General features: G+C 68.3%; 4 protein-coding genes. All 4 read right to left on the reverse strand.

Annotation, left to right across the window (positions count from 1 at the left end; all coding sequences use genetic code 11):
* Positions 1 to 48 precede the first annotated feature (48 nt).
* The gene (locus tag F0357_RS01245) at positions 49 to 18660 is read right to left on the reverse strand and encodes a beta strand repeat-containing protein (protein ID WP_153477855.1); all 18612 of its coding nucleotides are present in this window, start codon (positions 18658 to 18660) and stop codon (positions 49 to 51) included.
* Positions 18661 to 18887: 227 nt separating this feature from the next.
* Entirely contained in the window at positions 18888 to 19400 is a 513-nt protein-coding gene (gene uraD / locus F0357_RS01250; RefSeq protein ID WP_312861403.1) for a 2-oxo-4-hydroxy-4-carboxy-5-ureidoimidazoline decarboxylase, read from the reverse strand.
* A 67-nt stretch (positions 19401 to 19467) separates the two neighbouring features.
* Positions 19468 to 20649, reverse strand: a complete 1182-nt coding sequence (locus F0357_RS01255) for a urate hydroxylase PuuD (protein WP_153477857.1) — start codon at positions 20647 to 20649, stop codon at positions 19468 to 19470.
* Between the two features lie 84 nt (positions 20650 to 20733).
* Positions 20734 to 21624: a LysR family transcriptional regulator gene (locus tag F0357_RS01260; protein WP_153477860.1), complete on the reverse strand. Its 891-nt coding sequence runs from the start codon at positions 21622 to 21624 to the stop codon at positions 20734 to 20736.
* Positions 21625 to 21658: the final 34 nt, after the last annotated feature.

Raw genomic sequence — 21658 nt, forward strand, 5'->3', positions numbered from 1 at the left:
AGAACGTCACGTCGTCCGTGCGATTGAAGACCAGGGCACCGTCGTTGGTTACGTCGCCCGCGATCGACCCTGACGCCCCCCGTCGCCGATCTGCAGCGTCCCCGCCGTGATCGCCGTTCCGCCCGCATAGGTGTTGTCCGCGGTGAGGATCAGCGTGCCGGTGCCCGCCTGGGTCAGCGAACCGCTGCCGGAGATCACGTACTCGAAGGTCAGCGAATCCGAACGGTTGAAGACGAGCGCGGCATTGTTGTTCACCGCGCCCGCGATGCTGCCTGACGTTCCGCCGGCGCCGATCTGCAGCGTCCCGTCGGAAATGAAGGTCGTACCGCCGTACGTGTTGTCGCCGCTCAGCACCAACGTGCCGGCGCCGGTCATGTAGACGCTGCCGCCCACCCCATCGGCTATGGCTCCGGCGAGCGTCAGAACGGTCCCGTCGGCCGGCACGAAATAGGTGGAACCATCGATCGAGATGTCCCGGTTCGACGTGAAGGTCGCCGTCGTCGCCAACTTGCCGCCGTTGAACCTGATCCCGCCGTCGGCGGCGCCGAGATTGCTGTCCGAGCCGACCTGAAGCGTCGCGCCGGCGATCACGGTGCCGCCGGAATAGGTGTTCGCGCCGGTCAGAACGACCGTCCCGCCGCCAGCCGCCCTCAAGGCGCCGCTGCCCGAGATCACGCCACCGAGCGTCAGCGTCTTGCTCGCCGCCGCAGACGCCGTGCCGGTGCCCGTCAGCGACACCGACCGGTTCGACGTGAACGACTCGGTCGCGGCCAAGATACCGTCGGCGAGCGCCACGCCTCCGTTCGACGCGCCGAGATTGGCGTCCGCCGACACCTGCAGCATGCCGCCCGAGACCGTCGTGCCGCCGGTGTACGTGTTCGTGCCCGACAGAACGAGCGTGCCCGAGCCCGCCTTCGTCAGCGCCCCACCACCCGAGACCACGCCGCTCAGGGTCAGCGTCGTCGACGACGCCGTCGAGACGGTGCCGGCCCCGGTCAGCGAGACCGCGCGGCTCGACGTCAACGACGCCGTCGTCGAAAGCGTACCGCCGTTGAATGTCAGCGAGCCCGCCCCGCCGAGGTTGGCGTCCGCCGACACCTGCAGCGTGCCGCCCGAGATGGTCGTGCCGCCCGTGTAGGTGTTGGTGCCGGTGAGGACGAGCGCGCCGGAGCCGGCCTTCGTCAGCCCGCCCGATCCGGAGACGATCCCGCTCAACGTCAAGGTCGTCGCCGACGCCGTCGAGACGGTGCCGCTGCCGGTGAGAGAGACCGCGCGGCTCGACGCGAACGTGCCCGTCGTCGAAAGCGTGCCGCCGGAGAGCGCCAGCGAGCCCGTGCCGCCGAGGTTCGCGTCCGCCGCGACCTGCAGCGTCCCGCCCGAGATCGTCGTGCCGCCGGTATAGGTGTTGGTGCCGGACAGGACGAGCGTCCCGGAACCCGCCTGCGTCACCGAGCCCGTGCCGGAGATCACGCCCGCAAAGGTCACTGAATCCGAGCGGTTGAACGCGAGCGCCGCATCGTCGGTCACGTCGCCGCCGATCGAGCCCGTCGTCCCGCCGTCACCGATCTGCAGCGTCCCGGCCGAGATCGTCGTCCCGCCCGTGTACGTGTTGGAACCGGTCAGGATCAGCGTGCCGGCGCCCGAGGCCGTCAGCGCGCCCGAGCCGGAGATCACGCCCGCGAGCGTCAGGCTCGTGCTCGAGGCGGCGGCGACCGCGCTATCCGCAGAAAGCGTTACCGCCCGGTTCGAGGTGAATGATGCGGTGGTCGAAAGCGTCCCGCCCGACAGCGTGACGCCGGTGGAGGTGTCGCCCAGATTGGCATCCGCGGCGATTTGGAGCGTGCCCGCCGAAAGCGTCGTGCCGCCCGCGTACGTGTTGGTGCCCGACAGGACGAGCGTGCCCGCACCCGTCTTGGTGAGGGACCCGCTGTTGGAGATCACGCCGCTCAAAGTCAGCGTCGTGCCGTCCGCCGTCGAGACGGTGTCCGTGCCCGTCAGCGTCACCGACCGGTTCGACGTGAACGACGCCGTCGTCGCAAGAACCGTCCCGTTCGCCAAGGCGAGGCTGCCCGACGCATCACCGAGATTGGCGTCCGCCGACACCTGCAGCGTGCCGGCCGTGATCGTCGTGCCGCCGGTGTAGGTGTTGGTGCCCGAGAGGACGAGGGTCCCTGCTCCGGTCTTGGTCAGCCCGGCGCTGCCGGCGATGGCGACCCCGAGCGTCGCCGTCCCGGTATCGACCTGGACATAAGGTCCCCCGCCGCCCGCCTGCGTCACCAGCGTCAACGGGCCCGTCCCGTTCACTGAATAGCCCGAGACCGCGAACTGCAGCCCGCTCGCGCTCACCGCACTGCCGACGTCGACCGTCCCCGCCGTCCCCGTGAAGATCCCGAGGCCGCCCGCGATCCACGACGACGCCACCGTGCCGTCCACGTTCGTCCAGTTCGCCGCCGAACCGTTCCACGTGCCCGAACCGCCCGTGATCGTCCCGCTGCCCGCGGTCCCCCCACCGTTCCACCATTGCGTCGACACCCCGTCGACGATCGCGATCAGGTTCACCTGACCCGCAACCGCCGTCTGGATCACGCTCGACGACAGCGACGCCGGGACCCCCGACAGAGTCAGACCCGAGCCCGTCACCGTCAGGCTTCCACCGTAGTCGATCAGCCGGTAGCTGCCGGCTTGGAACGTGCCGCCGCCGTTCACCGTGACGAGCCCGCCCGACAGGGTCAGGTCGCCGGTCACCGCGATGCGGTCGTTGAGCCCGCTCGACGGCGCATTCGGCTGCGCCAGATCATAGGCGAGCGTCGCCCCCGACCCGACCGTCAGCGCCCCGCCGATCGACAAGGTCGCCGCCGTGCCAGACGTGCCAGGCGACAGCGTCGACCCGCTTGCCAGCGTCACCGAGCCCCCGATCGAGCCCCCGCCCCCGAGCGTCGCCCCGCTCGCCACCGACGCCGAGCCCGCAATGCTGCCCGACACCTGCAGCGTGCCGGCCGAGACCGCCGTGCCGCCCGTATACGTGTTCGTGCCCGAAAGCGTCAGCGTGCCGGCACCGGCCTGGGTCACCGAGCCCGTCCCCGAGATCACGCCCGCAAAGGTGACGGCATCGGAGCGGTTGAACGCGAGCGCCGCATCGTCGGTCACGTTGCCGACGATCGTGCCCGTCGTGCCCCCGGCGCCGATCTGCAGCGTCCCGGCCGTGATCGTCGTGCCGCCCGTGTACGTGCTGGAACCGGTCAGGATCAGCGTGCCGGCGCCCGAGGCCGTCAGCGCGCCCGAGCCGGAGATCACGCCCGCGAGCGTCAGGCTCGTGCTCGAGGCGGCCGCGACCGCGCTGTCCGCAGAAAGCGTCACCGCCCGGTTCGTCGTCAACGATGCGGTGGTCGAAAGCGTCCCGCCCGCCAGCGTCAGACCCGTGGTCGTATCGCCCAGATTGGCATCCGCGGCGATTTGGAGCGTGCCCGCCGAAAGCGTCGTGCCGCCCGCGTACGTGTTCGTGCCTGACAGGATGAGCGTGCCCGTGCCCGTCTTGGTCAGGGACCCGGTGTTGGAGATCACGCCGCTCAAAGTCAGCGTCGTGCCGTCCGCCGTCGAGACGGTATCCGTCCCCGCCAGCGACACCGACCGGTTCGACGTGAACGACGCCGTCGTCGCGAGGACCGTCCCATTCGCCAGCGTTAGGCCGCCCGCCCCGCCGAGATTGGCGTCCGCCGACACCTGCAACGTGCCCGCCGAGATGGTCGTGCCGCCGGTGTACGTGTTCGTGCCCGACAGAACGAGCGTGCCCGTATCCGTCTTGGTCAGGGACCCGGAGCCCGAGACCACACCGCTCAGGGTCAGCGTCGTCGACGACGCCGTCGAGACGGTGCCGGCCCCGGTCAGCGAGACCGCGCGGCTCGACGTCAACGACGCCGTCGTCGAAAGCGTGCCGCCGTTGAATGTCAGCGAGCCCGCCCCGCCGAGGTTGGCGTCCGCCGCCACCTGCAGCGTGCCGCCCGAGATCGCCGTGCCGCCCGTGTACGTGTTGGTGCCGGAGAGCACGAGCGTGCCGGAGCCCGCCTTCGTCAGCCCGCCCGACCCGGAGACGATCCCGCTCAGCGTCAAGGTCGTCGCCGACGCCGTCGAGACGGTGCCGGAACCGGTGAGAGAGACCGCGCGGCTCGACGCGAACGTGCCCGTCGTCGAAAGCGTGCCGCCGGAGAGCGCCAGCCCGCCCGTGCCGCCGAGGTTGGCGTCCGCCGCGACCTGCAGCGTGCCGCCCGAGATCGTCGTGCCGCCCGTGTACGTGTTGACCCCGGAGAGGGTGAGCGTGCCCGTGCCGGCCTGGGTCACCGCGCCGGTGCCGGAGATCACGCCCGCAAAGGTGACGGCATCGGAGCGGTTGAACGCGAGCGCCGCATCGTTGGTCACGTTGCCGCCGATCGAGCCCGTCGTGCCGCCCCCGCCGATCTGCAGCGTCCCGGCCGTGATCGTCGTCCCGCCCGTGTACGTGTTGGAACCGGTCAGGATCAGCGTGCCGGCGCCCGCCTGGGTCAGCGACCCGCTGCCGGAGATCACACCGGAGAATGCGGTGTCGTCGGAGCGGTTGAAGACGAGCGCACCGTTGTCGGTCACATCGCCGACGATGGTGCCCGTCGTGTCGCCGTCGCCGACTTGCAGCGTGCCCGCCGCAATCGTCGTCCCGCCCGTATAGCTGCTGTCGCCGGAGAGGATCAGCGTGCCCGATCCGTTCTGGGTCAGCGATCCGCCGCCGGAGATCGCGCCGGAGAACGTCACGTCGTCCGTGCGATTGAAGACCAGGGCACCGTCGTTGGTTACGTCGCCCGCGATCGACCCTGTCGCCCCCCCGTCGCCGATCTGCAGCGTCCCCGCCGTGATCGCCGTTCCGCCCGCATAGGTGTTGTCCGCGGTGAGGATCAGCGTCCCGGTGCCCGCCTGGGTCAGCGAACCGCTGCCGGAGATCACGTACTCGAAGGTCAGCGAATCCGAACGGTTGAAGACGAGCGCGGCATTGTTGTTCACCGCGCCCGCGATGCTGCCTGACGTTCCGCCGGCGCCGATCTGCAGCGTCCCGTCGGAAATGAAGGTCGTACCGCCGTACGTGTTGTCGCCGCTCAGCACCAACGTGCCGGCGCCGGTCATGTAGACGCTGCCGCCCACCCCATCGGCTATGGCTCCGGCGAGCGTCAGAACGGTCCCGTCGGCCGGCACGAAATAGGTGGAACCATCGATCGAGATGTCCCGGTTCGACGTGAAGGTCGCCGTCGTCGCCAACTTGCCGCCGTTGAACCTGATCCCGCCGTCGGCGGCGCCGAGATTGCTGTCCGAGCCGACCTGAAGCGTCGCGCCGGCGATCACGGTGCCGCCGGAATAGGTGTTCGCGCCGGTCAGAACGACCGTCCCGCCGCCAGCCGCCCTCAAGGCGCCGCTGCCCGAGATCACGCCACCGAGCGTCAGCGTCTTGCTCGCCGCCGCAGACGCCGTGCCGGTGCCCGTCAGCGACACCGACCGGTTCGACGTGAACGACTCGGTCGCGGCCAAGATACCGTCGGCGAGCGCCACGCCTCCGTTCGACGCGCCGAGATTGGCGTCCGCCGACACCTGCAGCATGCCGCCCGAGACCGTCGTGCCGCCGGTGTACGTGTTCGTGCCCGACAGAACGAGCGTGCCCGAGCCCGCCTTCGTCAGCGCCCCACCACCCGAGACCACGCCGCTCAGGGTCAGCGTCGTCGACGACGCCGTCGAGACGGTGCCGGCCCCGGTCAGCGAGACCGCGCGGCTCGACGTCAACGACGCCGTCGTCGAAAGCGTACCGCCGTTGAATGTCAGCGAGCCCGCCCCGCCGAGGTTGGCGTCCGCCGACACCTGCAGCGTGCCGCCCGAGATGGTCGTGCCGCCCGTGTAGGTGTTGGTGCCGGTGAGGACGAGCGCGCCGGAGCCGGCCTTCGTCAGCCCGCCCGATCCGGAGACGATCCCGCTCAACGTCAAGGTCGTCGCCGACGCCGTCGAGACGGTGCCGGAACCGGTGAGAGAGACCGCGCGGCTCGACGCGAACGTGCCCGTCGTCGAAAGCGTGCCGCCGGAGAGCGCCAGCGAGCCCGTGCCGCCGAGGTTCGCGTCCGCCGCGACCTGCAGCGTCCCGCCCGAGATCGTCGTGCCGCCGGTATAGGTGTTGGTGCCGGACAGGACGAGCGTCCCGGAACCCGCCTGCGTCACCGAGCCCGTGCCGGAGATCACGCCCGCAAAGGTGACGGCGTCGGAGCGGTTGAACGCGAGCGTGCCATTGTCCACCACATTGCCGGTGATCGAGCCCGTCGTGCCCCCGGCGCCGATCTGCAAGGTGCCGGCGGAGATGGTGGTGCCGTTCTGATAGGTGTTGGTGCCGGTCAGCACCAAAGTGCCCGCGCCGCCCTTGGTCAGCGCACCGAGATTGCCCGATACCACGCCGCCAAGGGTCAGGGTGGTGCCGCTGGACGCCGCGATGGTGCCCCCGCCGGGGCCAATGTTGATCGCGCGATCGGAGGTGAACGACGCCGTGGTCGCCAGCGCGCCGCCCGACAGGGAGAGCGATTTGGACGTGTCACCCAGCGCGCCATCCGCGTGGATCTGCAAGGTGCCGGCCTGGACGCTGGTGCCGCCCGAATAGGTGTTGGCGTCGGCGAGCACCAGCGTGCCCGCGCCCGCCTGCAGCAGCGCGCCGGCGCCGGAGACGATGCCGGACAGGGTCAGGGTGGTGCCGCTGTCCGGAGCAAAGGTGCCGGTCCCGGTCAACGTCACGCCCCGGGTGGACGTGATGTCGGCCGTGGTCTGCAGCGTGCCGCCGGACAGGACGAGGGCGCTGGAGGCGCCGCCCAGCGCGCTGTCGGACGCCACCTGAAGGGTGCCGGCGGCGATCGTGGTATCGCCCGCATAGGTGTTCGCGCCACCCAGAACCAGCGTGCCGTCACCGGACATCGTGAGCGCGCCCGCGCCCGAGATGATGCCGTTGAGGGTCAGGGTCGCGATGCCGACGGGCGCGAAGGCGCCGGTGCCGGTGAGGGCGATGGCGCGGTTCGAGGTGAAGGTGTCGGAGGCGACCAGGGTGCCGCCGCCGGAAAGGCTCAGGCCGCCCGATGCGTCGCCGAGCTTGGCGTCCGAGGCGACCTGCAGCGTACCGGCGGAAATGATCGTGCCGCCCGCATAGCTGTTGTCGGCGGTGAGCGTCAGGGTGCCGGTGCCGGCCTGCGTGACCGAGCCCGTGCCGGAGATCGTGCCGTCGAAGGTCACGTCATCGGTGCGGTTGAAGACCAGGGCGCCGCTATCGGCCACGTCGCCGGCGATCGCCCCGGTGGTGCCGCCGCTGCCGATCTGCAGCGTGCCGGCGGAGATGGTCGTGCCGCCCGTATAGGTGTTGGTGCCCGTGAGGATGAGCGTGCCGGTGCCCGCCTGCGTCAGGGAGCCCTGGCCGGAGATCACGCCCGCAAAGGTCACGGAATCCGAGCGGTTGAACGCGAGCGCCGTGTCCACGCTCACATCCCCGGCGAGGCTGCCGGAGGTGCCGCCGTTGCCCACCTGCAGCGTGCCGCCGGAGATGCTGGTGCCGCCGGTGTGGGTGTCCGCACCCGCCAGGATCAGCGTGCCGTCGCCGGTCTTGGCATAGGTGCCGCTGCCCGAAAGGTCGCCGGTCAGGGTCAGAGTGCGGGCCGGATCGACGTTGATCGCGCTGCTGCCGGTCACCGAGACCGTGCGGGCGGAGGTGATGTCCGCGATGACGGCCAGTACACCGCCGGCGAGGGTCAGGCCGCCGGTGCTGCCGCCCAGATTGGCATCGTCCGAAATCTGCAGGAGGCCGCCCGAGAGGATCGTGCCCCCGGAATAGGTGTTGTTCTGGGTGAGAACCAGCGTCCCCTCGCCCGACATGGTCAGGCTGCCGGTGCCGGAGACGGTGCCGGCAAGGGTCAGCACCCGGCCTGAGGATGGGTTCACCGCGCTGTTCGCCGACAGCGACACCCCACCCGAATAGGTCACCGACTGCGTATTGGCGAGCGTGCCGCCGGCGAGCGTGAGAGCTCCCGAGCCGAGATTGGCGGCCGAAGCGATCTGCAGCGTACCGGCCGAGACCGTCGTCCCGCCGCTATAGGTGTTGGTGCCGGAGAGGACGAGGGTCCCCGCACCCGCCTTGGTCAGGCTGCCGCCACTGCCCGAAACCACGCCCGAGACGGTCAGAATCGTGCCTGCGGCGGGCGAGAGCGTGCCCGCCGAACTCAGCACCACCGACCGCGCGGACGTCATGTCCGCCGTCGTCGCCAGCGTGCCGCCCGAAAGGGTCAGCGCGCCCGTACCGCCAAGGTTCGTATCGGCCGACACCTCAAGCGTCCCCGCGGAAACCGTGGTGCCGCCGGTATAGGTGTTCGTCCCAGACAGGATCAGCGTCCCCGTGCCGCTCTGCGTCAGCGCACCCGTGCCGGAGACGACGCCGCTCAAAGTCAGCGTGGTGCCGGTGGAGGGGGCGAAGGTGCCCGCGCCGGTGAGGGTCACGGCCCGGTTCGACCCGAACGAGGTCGTGGTGGCGAGCGTGCCGCCGGACAGCGCGAGGCCGCCGGACGCATCGCCCAACGCCCCGTCCGCGGCAACCTGCAGCGTGCCGGCGGTGACGACGGTGCCCCCGCTATAGGTGTTGCCGGCAAATGTGAGAGCCAGCGTGCCGGTACCGGCCTGGGTGACCGAACCCGAACCGTCGATCGAATACCCGAAGGTCGCGGTGTCGGACCGGTTGAACACCAGGGACGCGTTGTTGCTCACATCCCCCATAAGCACGCCCGAGGTGCCGCCGGCACCGATCTGCAGCGTGCCCGCCGAAATCGTGGCGCCGCCGTCGTTCTCGGTGTTGGTGCCGGCGAGGACGAGCGTGCCCGCCCCCGTCTTATTGATCGGACCGAGCCCGGTGATCGCGCCCGTCAACGTCAGCACCGTGTTGGTCGCGGTCTGGAACGTGCCGATGTTGGTGAAGTCGATGCCCCGGCTCGAGGTGAAAGACGCCGTGGTCGACAGCGTGCCGCCGGCCATCACGAGGCCACCCGTCGTATCGCCCAAATTGGCGTCGGACGAGACCCTGAGCGTGCCCGACTTGATCGTGGTACCGCCGCTGTAGGTGTTGGTGCCCGACAGAACGAGCGCGCCGGCGCCGCCCTTGCTCAACGAGCCGGTTCCCGACACGACGCCGTTCAGGGTCAGCGTGCCGGCCCCGGTCGTGGAGATCGTATTGCTGCCCGACAGCGACACCGCTCGGCCGGACGTAACCGTACTGTTACCGGTATTGAGCATCCCACCGACCAACGACAGGCCACCGGCAGCATCGCCGAGGTTGGCGTCGGACGAAATCGACAGGGTCGTGCCCGAAACCGTGGTGCCACCACTATAGGTGTTGGTGCCGCTGAGGGTGGTACGCCCCGCGCCGGACACCGTCAGACGTCCGGTGCCGGAGATGACGCCGCTCAGCGTCAGAGCCTTGAGCGAGGCCGACACGAGCGTGCCGCTGCCGGTCAGGCCGACGGCGCGCGCGGAGGTCACATCGGCTGTCGTGGACAGCGTGCCGCCGGAGAAACTGAGCCCGCCGGAGATGTCGCCGAGGTTGGCGTCGGACGCGATCTGCAGCGTCCCGCCCGAGATCGTGGTGCCGCCGGTATAGGTGTTGGTGCCGGACAGGACGAGCGTCCCGGAACCCGCCTGCGTCACCGAGCCCGTGCCGGAGATCACGCCCGCAAAGGTGACGGCGTCGGAGCGGTTGAACGCGAGCGTGCCATTGTCCACCACATTGCCGGTGATCGAGCCCGTCGTGCCCCCGGCGCCGATCTGCAAGGTGCCGGCGGAGATGGTGGTGCCGTTCTGATAGGTGTTGGTGCCGGTCAGCACCAAAGTGCCCGCGCCGCCCTTGGTCAGCGCACCGAGATTGCCCGATACCACGCCGCCAAGGGTCAGGGTGGTGCCGCTGGACGCCGCGATGGTGCCCCCGCCGGGGCCAATGTTGATCGCGCGATCGGAGGTGAACGACGCCGTGGTCGCCAGCGCGCCGCCCGACAGGGAGAGCGATTTGGACGTGTCACCCAGCGCGCCATCCGCGTGGATCTGCAAGGTGCCGGCCTGGACGCTGGTGCCGCCCGAATAGGTGTTGGCGTCGGCGAGCACCAGCGTGCCCGCGCCCGCCTGCAGCAGCGCGCCGGCGCCGGAGACGATGCCGGACAGGGTCAGGGTGGTGCCGCTGTCCGGAGCAAAGGTGCCGGTCCCGGTCAACGTCACGCCCCGGGTGGACGTGATGTCGGCCGTGGTCTGCAGCGTGCCGCCGGACAGGACGAGGGCGCTGGAGGCGCCGCCCAGCGCGCTGTCGGACGCCACCTGAAGGGTGCCGGCGGCGATCGTGGTATCGCCCGCATAGGTGTTCGCGCCACCCAGAACCAGCGTGCCGTCACCGGACATCGTGAGCGCGCCCGCGCCCGAGATGATGCCGTTGAGGGTCAGGGTCGCGATGCCGACGGGCGCGAAGGCGCCGGTGCCGGTGAGGGCGATGGCGCGGTTCGAGGTGAAGGTGTCGGAGGCGACCAGGGTGCCGCCGCCGGAAAGGCTCAGGCCGCCCGATGCGTCGCCGAGCTTGGCGTCCGAGGCGACCTGCAGCGTACCGGCGGAAATGATCGTGCCGCCCGCATAGCTGTTGTCGGCGGTGAGCGTCAGGGTGCCGGTGCCGGCCTGCGTGACCGAGCCCGTGCCGGAGATCGTGCCGTCGAAGGTCACGTCATCGGTGCGGTTGAAGACCAGGGCGCCGCTATCGGCCACGTCGCCGGCGATCGCCCCGGTGGTGCCGCCGCTGCCGATCTGCAGCGTGCCGGCGGAGATGGTCGTGCCGCCCGTATAGGTGTTGGTGCCCGTGAGGATGAGCGTGCCGGTGCCCGCCTGCGTCAGGGAGCCCTGGCCGGAGATCACGCCCGCAAAGGTCACGGAATCCGAGCGGTTGAACGCGAGCGCCGTGTCCACGCTCACATCCCCGGCGAGGCTGCCGGAGGTGCCGCCGTTGCCCACCTGCAGCGTGCCGCCGGAGATGCTGGTGCCGCCGGTGTGGGTGTCCGCACCCGCCAGGATCAGCGTGCCGTCGCCGGTCTTGGCATAGGTGCCGCTGCCCGAAAGGTCGCCGGTCAGGGTCAGAGTGCGGGCCGGATCGACGTTGATCGCGCTGCTGCCGGTCACCGAGACCGTGCGGGCGGAGGTGATGTCCGCGATGACAGCCAGTGCACCGCCGGCGAGGGTCAGGCCGCCCGTGCTGCCGCCCAGATTGGCATCGTCCGAAATCTGCAGGAGGCCGCCCGAGAGGATCGTGCCCCCGGAATAGGTGTTGTTCTGGGTGAGGACCAGCGTCCCCTCGCCCGCCATGGTCAGGCTGCCGGTGCCGGAGACGGTGCCGGCAAGGGTCAGCACCCGGCCGGAGGATGGGTTCACCACGCTGTTCGCCGACAGCGACACCCCACCCGAATAGGTCACCGACTGCGTATTGGCGAGCGTGCCGCCGGCGAGCGTGAGAGCTCCCGAGCCGAGATTGGCGGCCGAAGCGATCTGCAGCGTACCGGCCGAGACCGTCGTCCCGCCGCTATAGGTGTTGGTGCCGGAGAGGACGAGGGTCCCCGCGCCCGCCTTGGTCAGGCTGCCGCCACTGCCCGAAACCACGCCCGACAGCGTCAGCGTCGTGCCCAGCGCAGGCGTGAACGTGCCCGCCGAACTCAGCACCACCGACCGCGCCGACGTCATGTCCGCCGTCGTCGCCAGCGTCCCGCCGGACAGCGTGAGAGTGCCCGTGCCGCCGAGGTTCGTATCGGCCGACACCTCAAGCGTCCCCGCGGAAACCGTGGTGCCGCCGGTATAGGTGTTCGTCCCCGACAGAATGAGCGTTCCCGTCCCCGCCTGCGTCAGCGAGCCGCTCCCGGAGATCACGCCGCCGAGCGTCAGCGTCGTGCCGGTGGCGACGGAAACAGCGGAACTGCCGGTAAGGGAAACATTCGGGCTGTAAGTGAACGTGCCGGTGGTGGACAGGGTGCCACCACCCAGGGTCAATGTCCCGCTGCCCAGGGCCGTATCGCTGGCGACCTGCAGGATGCCGGCGGAGATGGTGGTGATGCCTGAATAGGTGTTGGTGCCGCTCAGGACGAGCGTGTCCGTGCCGGTCTTCGTGACCGTGCCGGTTCCGGAGATCGCACCGGCGTAATTGAGGTTCGAGTTGAAGATGACCGTGGCATTGTTCACGATGTCCGACGAGAAACTCGTCGCGTTGATCTGGAGCGTGCCGACGGAGACGGTTGTCCCTCCGGTATAGGACATCGTGCCGGACAGGATGAGGGTGCCGCTCCCAGCCTTCGTCAGACCGCCGGTGCCATCCACCGTCCCTGTCAATGTCGAGGTGGTCGCCGTGGCGGCGTTGATCGTGCCGCCGCCCGTGCCGAGATGGAATGTGCGGCCACTGGAGAAGTCCGCACTTGCCGAAAGGATGCCGCCGCCGGAGAGCGTGACCTCACCTGCGGCAGCGCCGAGGTTGCCGTCACTTGCCACGGACAACGTGCCCGCCGAGACGGTCAGGCCGCCGCTGAACGTGTTCGTCCCCGAAAGGGTGAGTGTGCCCGAGCCCGCTTGCGTCACCGAGCCGGTGCCCGAGATGACGCCGGAATAGGTGATGGCGTTGGACCGGTTGAACACCAGTGCGCTGTTATTGGCGATATCGCCCGCGACGACGCCGGTGGTGCTGCCGGCGCCGATCTGCAGGGTTCCGGCGGAGATGGTGGTGTCGCCGCTATAGGTGTTGGTGCCCGAGAGAATAAGGGTGCCGGCCCCGTTCACCGTGAGGCCGCCGGTGCTGGAAACAATACCGCTGAGCGTCAGCGTCGTGCCGGTGGCGACGGAAATGCTGGAGTTGCTGGACAGGCTCACATTTCGGCTGGACGTGAACGTCTCGGTGGTGGAGAGGGTGCCACCGCCGAGGGTCAGTGCCCCGCTGCCAAGTCCGGCATTGGCCGCGATCTCCACGGTGCCAGAGGAAATGGTGGTGCCGCCGGAATAGGTGTTGGTGCCCGACAGGATGAGCGTGCCGCTGCCCGCCTGCGTCAGGGTGCCGGTCCCCGAGATGGTGCCGCTGTAGGTGACGTTGTCCGAGCGGTTGAAGGTCAGGTTCGCATTGTCGGCAATGTTTCCGGTGATGCTGCCCGCCGAGCCGCCGTTCCCGATCTGCAGCGTTCCGGCCGAGATGGTGGTGCCGCCGGAATAAGTGTTGGTGCCGGTGAGGGTGACCTTGCCGGAGCCAAGCTTGGTCAGCGCGCCGGTGCCGGAGATCACACCGGCATAGGTGCCGTCCGTCGTCTGGGAAATGGCGACGGTGGCGTTGTCGAGGATATCCGCGGAGAAGTTCGTCGTCGCGATCTGCAGGGTGCCGGCGGAGACCGTGGTGGCACCGGTGTAGGAATTGGTGCCCGAGAGCGCCAGGGTGCCCGCACCGGTCTTGGTCAGGGCGCCCGCACCGTCCAGCGTGCCCGTCAACGTGAGCGTGGTGCCACTGCCGGTATTGAACGTGCCGCCGTCGGATCCGAGATGGATCGTGCGGGTGGAGGTGAACGAGCCGGTGCTCGCCAGCGTGGTTCCGGCGAGGCTCACTGCGCCGGATGCGTCGCCCATATTGGCTTCGCTCGACACCGAAAGGGCGCCCGCAGACACGGTGATGCCGCCGGTGAAGGTGTTCGCCCCCGATAAGGTGAGCGTGCCGGCTCCGGTCTTCAAAAGCGAGCCCGAGCCGGAGAGGATTCCCGACAGCGTCGCACCCAGCCCATTGGTGTCGATCGTCGAGGTGGTGGCGGAAACCAGCGTGGCAGCGACCGATGTACCAAGCGCAGCGCCGATCACCTGGATCGTGCCGCCTCCAAGATTAAAAAGGTACGTGCCACTACCAGCATAATTCGCCTTGAGCCCGCTCGCGCCTCCACTACCCCCTACCTGCAGCAAACCACCGGTGAGATCGTAACGACCGTTCCCGTAGGCCGAGAGATACAGAGTGGAGCCTTGGGATATGGTGAGAGTACCCGCGGTCTGCACGATGGTGCCCGAGGCCTTGGCACCGGTAGGATTGTCGCGGGTCCCCAGGATGAGGTTCGAGGTTCTATTCGCGTCGGTCGAAACGATGACCGTACCCGTGCCGCTAATGTTGAGCGTGCCGGTGCCAGCCGCGTTCCCACCAGAATTGCGGCCCACATTATTGGTACCCCCCGCGAGATTGAGCGTCCCACCGCTGATGTTATAGGTCCCGTTACCACCTTGGTTGCCGATGTTCAGGGAGGCGCAATCGCTGGTGCTTCCGCAAGTCGCTGAGATGTTGACCGTGCCGCCGGTCTGGTTGACCGTCCCGGTCCCGCCGAAATCGCCGACTTGAGCGCCGATGCCGACGTTGATGGTGCCGCCGGAGACGGCGAGCGTGCCGGTATACGGGACGCCCGCTGATACGACGCCCTCTCCGAGGGCGAGATAATCGACCGAGGTCGTACCGCTGGTGACGGCGATGGAGCCTCCGAAGACAAACGCCTCCCCGCCCTGGATGGTGGCGCCATCGAGGGTCAGCGTTCCAGAGCCGGCCTTCGAGAAGGTGCCGTGGGCCGCACCATCGTAAGCTACGCCGCTATTCGTGATGGTGCCGGAGAACGCCGTATCCGCATTGTTGGCGCCGACGACGAGGGCATTCGTGCCGGTCGTGACGGCGCCCGCGCCGGCGAGCGAGCCGACGATCAGCTGTGCGGCGTTCAGATTGAACGTCGCGCCGGTCTCAACGGTGAGCGCGGTGCTGGTCGAGAGCGCGCCCGTCGATCCGGCGGTCAGCGTGCCGGCGGTGACGTTCATCGCACCCGTGAACGTGTTCGAGCCGCTTAGCGTGAGCGTTCCGGTGCCGGCCTGGGTCAATGATCCAGTGCCAGAGATCGCGCCGGCAAAGGTAACCGCGTCGGTCCGGTTGAAGACGAGCGCGGCGTTGTTTGCGACGTTGCCCGTGATGCTGCCCGACGTGCCGCCGGCCCCGATCTGCAACGTTCCCGACGAAATCGTTGTGCCGCCCGAATAGGTGTTCGCGCCGGTGAGGACCAGCGTACCGCTGCCGGCCTGCGTCAACACGCCGGTGCCGGAGATGACGGTACCGACGGTGACCGTATCGGAGCGGTTGAAGGCGAGCGTGCCGTTGTCGGTCACGTTGCCCAAAATGCTGCCGACCGTGCCACCGGCACCGATTTGAAGCGTGCCGGCCGAGATCGTCGTCCCGCCCGAATAGGTGTTCGCGCCGGTGAGGATCAGCCTACCGCTGCCGGCCTGCGTCAGCGCGCCGGTGCCGGAGACGATGCCGGCGAAGGTGACCGTGTCGGATCGGTTGAACGCGAGGGTGCCGGCGTCGGTCACATCGCCGACGATGCTTCCCGAGGTCGACCCCGCGCCGATCTGGAGCGTGCCGGCCGAGATCGTCGTCCCGCCCGAATAGGTGTTCGCCCCCGAAAGGGCGAGCGTTCCGGCGCCCGCCTTCGTGAGGGCACTCGCGCCCGAAACGACGCCGCTCAGCGTGAGCGTCGTGCTGCTCGCCGTCGAAATGGTGCTGTCGGCCGCGAGCGACACGCCGCGCGTCGAGGTGAACGAGGCCGTCGTCGCAAGAGTGCTGCCGGAGAGCGTCAGCGCCCCGGAGCCGAGGTTGCCATCCGACGCGACCTGCAACGTTCCGGCCGAGACCGTCGTCCCCCCGGAATACGTGTTCGCACCGGACAGCGTGAGCGTCCCCGCCCCGATCTTGAGGAGGCTACCGCTGCCGGACAGCACGCCCGAAAAAGTGGCGCCGAGGCCGTTGGTGTCGATGGTCGAGGTGGTGCCGGAGACGAGCGTGGCGGCGACGGACGTGGTCAGCGCCGCGCCGATCACCTGGATCGTGCCGCCCCCCAGATTGAACGCATAAGAGCCGCTGCCGCCCGTGTAGTTCGGCATCAGACCGCCGGTTCCGCCGACCTGCAGCGTGCCGCCGGACAGATCGTAGCGGCCGCTTCCGTAGGCCGACAGATACAAATGGGAGCTCTGCGAGATCGTCAGCGTCCCGCCGGTCTGGATGATCGTGCCGGTGCCCTGGTTGGCGGCGCCCGTCTCGCGGTTGCCGAGCACGAGGCTGGCGGGGCCGTTGGCATCCGTCTGGACCACCACCGTGCCGGTGCCGCTGATATTGAGGGTCCCGGCGCTCGCCGCGCGCGATCCCGTGTTCCGGCCGAGGTCGTTGAGGCCGCCGACGAGATTAAGCGTGCCCGCAGAGATGTTGTAGGTGCCGGTGCCAGCCTGGTTGCCGATGTTCAGGGAGGCGCAATGGCTGAGATCGCCGCACGTCGCGGCGATGTTCACGATGCCACCCGTTTGATTGACGACGCCGGTGCCGCCCCAATCGCCGACCTGGAGGGCGGTGCCGATATTGAGCGTGCCGCCGGATACGATGAGCGAGGCGTTGCCGCCGGTTCCCGTGCCGACCGCGAGATAATCGACCGCGCTGGTGCCGGAGGTGACCGCGATCGCGCCGCCCTGGAGGTAGCTCTCGCCCCCGGCAATGGTGGCGTTCGACAGCGTCAGCGTTCCGCTGCCAGCCTTCGTGAAGGTGCCGTACGAAGAATTCCAGCCGAAACCGGTGTTGGTGATCGTGCCCGAGAACGTCGTATCGGTGGCGCTGTTGACGGTCAGGTTGCTGGTGTTGGTGGTGACGTTACCAGCGCCCGTCAGCGCGGAAATGGTCTGGTTCGCGGTGATGTTGAGCGTGGCGCCGGAGGCGACGCTCACGGCCGTCCCGGTGGGCAACGCACCGGCCGCGCCCGCGGTCAAAGTGCCGCCCGAGATCGTGGTCGATCCGCCGTAACTGCCAGCGCCGGTCAGAACTACGGTTCCGGCACCGCTCTTGGTGAGCGCGCCGGAGCCCGATATCCCTCCACTCAGCGTGGTCGATCCCGTCGCCTGGCTGAGCGTCGCCGTGACCCCGCTGTTGATCACCAAGGCGTTGGCGACGCTCAAGCTGCTCGAAAACGACAGCGTCGAACTGCCCGTGAACGTCAGCACGCCGCTGCCGAGGGCGGAGTTCGTGCCGACGACGAGCGTGTCCTGCGCCAGGGTCGTGCCGCCCGAATAGGTGTTGGCGCCCGACAATGTCAGCGTGCCGGCGCCGGTCTTGGACAGCGCGCCCGATCCTGAAAGGACTCCCGACAGCGTCGTGGAAAAATTGTTGGTGTTGATGGTCGCGGTCGTGGCGCTCTGCAACGTCATCGCGTTGGACGTCGTGAGAGCGGACGAGGCGAGAAGCGTGCCGCCACCGAAATTGAACGTGCCCGTTCCGCGAATGCCGTTCGCGCCACCGACGGAGAGCGTGCCACCGCTCAGATTGAATGTGCCCGTGCCGGAGCCGAAGCTAATATAGCTTGAGCCTGACAGGGTAAGCGTTCCCCCCGTGAGGTTGACCGTACCGGTGGAGCCGGACACGCTGGCGAGGATGAGCGTGGTGGCGACGTTCGCCGAACCGCCCGAGACGTTGAACGTCCCGGTGCCGCCCGATGCTGCGCCGAAGATGATCTGGGCCGAACCGCCCACATTCTGGACCGAAAGCGTGCCGGCGGAGAGATTGTAGGTGCCGGTGCCGCCCGTGCCGTAATTGCTGACGTCGCTGCCGAACCGGATCGGATTCTGGAGCGCGAGCGTCACCGTGGAAGCCGCACCATCCTGGGTGATGGTGCCGGTCCCCTTGGAGTCGCCGACATAAAGCTGTCCGCCGGCGAAGCTGCCCGTCGTCATCGAGAACTGGGCGTTGTCCGAGATCGTCAGCGTCCCGCTTGACGCGGTGCCCGATCCCCCGGAGCCGGACGTGCGGGAGCCGATATAGGCGGTCATCCCGCCCGAGCTGGAATCGAAAACGGCGTCGCCGGAAAGGGCATAGGTTCCGGTGCCGCCCTGGGTGCCGAGATCAAGGGAGCCGGCGCTGCTGAAGCGCACCATGCCACCGGTCTGATTGAAATTGCCCGTGACGTTCGTGCCGCGGCCGATGGCCAGGCCGCCGTAGTTCAGGCTTCCGGCATTGGCGACGTAGAGCAACTCGCCGCCGGTCATATTGATCGTGCCGTCGCCACCGGTCGTGTTGGTGGCCCCGCCGCCGACCCAGATCCGGCCGATCGAGGTTCCGGGAGCGGTGCTGGTGTCGGCGAGGTTCACCTGAAGGGTGCCGCCGGAAATGTTCAGCGTGCCGATTCCGCCGTTACCGATCTCCAGCCGGCCGGCGCTCGTCCCCGACGTGGTATTGACCGTCAGCACCGAACCGGACTGCAGCGTGAGGGTCGCGTCGCCGCTCGCCGTCCCGATGTCGAACGGCGAGGTGTTGAACGTCAGGTTGAGGGACGTCGCGCTCCCCGGCAATGTCCAGTCGGGACTCGCAACGAACGTACCACCGCCCTGGGCGGTGATGGTGTCGGGCTGTCCGGAGTCGATCCCCGCTTGGACGGCCGCCTCGAAGGCTGCCTGATCCGTGACCACGACGGAAGCCGCACGGGCGGAGACCATCGCCGCGCCCTGCAGGGCGAGCGAAAGCGCGGCAGCGCCTGCGTAAAGACGCGCGGACCGCGCGCTCATCCATGCCGAGCCTGCCAACTTCCACCCCCGTCCGCGCGCCACCAACAGGCACGGAGACACGCAGCATCACGCGCCGCTTATCTCGAATCGAGGATAGAGTGACCACTTTCGCGTGCACAAACAATCATATTTTCGTCATATGACTGAAACGCAAGCCTCGCACAAGCCAGCCGTGCGCCGACCGCGCGAAAAGGTATTATCCGCACCCAACGGTCGAAGATTTATCCTCAAGCGACGCGGTCTTCGATGCGAAAGCGCACGATGCGCGCAATTTGAGCCAGGGCTGTCTCTCGCTCGGTCTTGCTATTGTTTCCGAGTCGAGCCTCGAAGGACGTCAATATGATATTTTTGGTTGCATTCTTCACCGCGAGAATGAACGGAAATCCGAAGGTCTCGCGATAGCGATCGTTGAGGGCGGTGAAGCGGGCGAACTCCTCCGGCGTGAGGCGGTCGAGACCTATCCCGGCCTGCTCCCGCCGCGACTCGGCCGCGATCTCACCTGCGATGGCGGCCCGTCCCGCGAGGTCCGGATGGGCGCGGATGAGGGCGAGTTGGCGGTCGGGATCGGCTGAAAGGATCGCGGCCTCGAACGCGGCGATCATCGCCTCCCGCGAGGCGAACGGCCGCGCCGCCGCGGCGGCCTCGGCGACCCAGGGCGAATGCTCGGCGACGTCGCCGAAGGCCGCGACGAAGGCCTCGGTCGCGAGCGCGTTGATGTCGGACATGGTGCGTGCGGTCACGCCTTCCCCTCCCCTTCAAGCGGACATTTTTGTCAGAACGGAAGTCTCGGGACGGATCGGCCGGCCGTCAGCGATGGGCGTCGATCCAGGCGCCGAGTTCGCGGCGTTCGGCCTCCGTCATGCCGGTCTCGTTACCGAGCGGCATGACCTGCGCCTGCACGGCCTGGGCCTCGATCTGCGCACCGTACCGCTTGAGCGCGGCGACGTCGTCGAAGACGAGGCCCTTCGGCGGCGCATCGATGCCCTGATGGGTCGGATGGGCAGCGTGGCACATGGTGCAGTGCTTGTTCACGAGCGCCATCACTTGCGCGTCACTCACCGTCGCGCCGGTCGTCGGGACGGGCTTCGGCCACGTCATCCACACCATCAGCCCGAACGCGACGGCGGCCACGGGCAACGTCCAGGAATATTTCTCGAACGGGTCATGAGCGTCGTGGCGGTTGAGGAAATGGCGCACCGCGCCGCCTGTGACCACGACGAGGCCGACGACGAGCCAGCCCTTCGGGTGGCCGGTTAGCATCGGATAATGGTTGCTCACCATCATCAGAAGCACCGGCAGCGTCAGATAATTGTTGTGTAGCGAGCGCTGCTTGCCGGCGCGGCCGAGCGCCGGGTCGGGCTTTTCCCCGGCGATCAGCGAGGCGACGATCTTGCGCTGGTTCGGGATGATCACCCCGAACACGTTGACCGCCATGATGGTGCCGATGAAGGCGCCGACATGGATGAAGGCGCCGCGCGGCGAATAGACATGGGTGTAGAGATAAGCCGCACCGAGGATCAGCGCGAACACCGAGACGGCAAGCAGCGCCGGACGCTCGACCAGCGGCGACTTGCACAGCCGGTCATAGATGAGCCAGCCGGCACCGAGCGACAAGACCGAGATCAGCACCGCTTCCGACGGAGCCATCTCGAGGATATTCGGGTCGATCAGGAAGAGCCGAGCATTGAAATAATATTGCAGAATGAGCAGTGAGAAGCCGGTCACCCAGGTCAGGTAGGCTTCCCACTTGTACCAGACGATATCCGGCGGCAGCTCGCTCGGCGCCACCATATATTTCTCGACGTGGTAGAAGCCGCCGCCGTGAACCAGCCAGGCGGTGCCGTACACGCCCGGATTCATGCGCTCGCGCTTCTTCAGCTCGAGATCGAGGGCGATGAAGTAGAACGACGTCCCGATCCAGCCGATACCGACGACGAGATGGGCCCAACGCGCGGCGAGATTGAACCAGTCGAGGATGAAACCGCTCATGTTCCACGGAATGTGAGGAAGGACACAACCTTGGAACTGTAGCAGGAACCGTGCCGAAGCCCAGCGGTCCCGGCGGCGCGTTCCTCAGTGCGTCCACTCCTCCGCCTTGGCGACGATGAAGTCGCGGAAGGCGCGCACCCGGGCGGTGCTCTTGAGCTCGGCCGGATAGACGAAATAGGTGTTGTATTCGGGCAGTTCCGCCTCGGGAATGAGCTGCACCAGCCCGGAATCCGGCTCGATGATGTAGTCGGGCAGAAGCCCGATGCCGATGCCCCGCTGGACCGCCTGCTTGATCGCCACCACGCTGTTGATCTTCAGCGTCGGGCGCCGCGACTGATCGGCGGCGCGGCCGGCGGTCTCGGCCCAGTTCATTTCCCGCAAGTAGCTCGCGCCCTGCTCGCCGAAGGTGATGAGCCGGTGCTGATCGAGCTCGGCGACGCTCGACGGGCTGCCGAAGCGGCGCAGATAGGCGGGCGACGCGTAGAGATGGAAGTGCACCGTGAACAGCCGACGCTGGATGAGGTCCGGCTGCACCGGCTGGCGCAGGCGGATCGCCACGTCGGCCTGCCGCATCGAGAGGTCGAGTTCGGTGTCGTCGAGGATCACCTGCAGTTCGACGTCCGGATAGATTTCGAGGAACTCGTTGATCCGCGAGGTGAGCCACGTGGTGCCGAGGCCGACGGTGGTTGTCACGCGCAGCACGCCCGACGGCTTCTCGCGGGAGTCCGCGAGCCGCGCCTGGACGGCGTCGAGCTTCATCATCACGTCGCGGGCGGTGCGGAACAGGAGATCGCCCTGCTCAGTCAGCAACAGGCCGCGGGCGTGGCGATGGAACAGGGGAATGCCGAGTTCCTGCTCGAGGGCGCTGACCTGACGACTCACCGCCGACTGGCTCATGTTCAGCATGTCGCCGGCATGGGTGAAGCTGCCCGCCTGTGCCGCGGCATGAAAAATCCTGAGCTTGTCCCAGTCCATCGGCTCGTTTTCGCCCCTCGTTCCGCGTGTCGCC

This window comes from Segnochrobactrum spirostomi, assembly GCF_009600605.1.
Lineage (GTDB): Bacteria > Pseudomonadota > Alphaproteobacteria > Rhizobiales > Segnochrobactraceae > Segnochrobactrum > Segnochrobactrum spirostomi.

Bases quoted from the DNA above. Each gene is read 5' to 3' on its own strand.
- F0357_RS01245 (WP_153477855.1), bottom strand. From the start codon at position 18,660: ATGAGCGCGCGGTCCGCGCGTCTTTACGCAGGCGCTGCCGCGCTTTCG.
- F0357_RS01255 (WP_153477857.1), bottom strand. From the start codon at position 20,649: ATGAGCGGTTTCATCCTCGACTGGTTCAATCTCGCCGCGCGTTGGGCC.
- F0357_RS01260 (WP_153477860.1), bottom strand. From the start codon at position 21,624: ATGGACTGGGACAAGCTCAGGATTTTTCATGCCGCGGCACAGGCGGGC.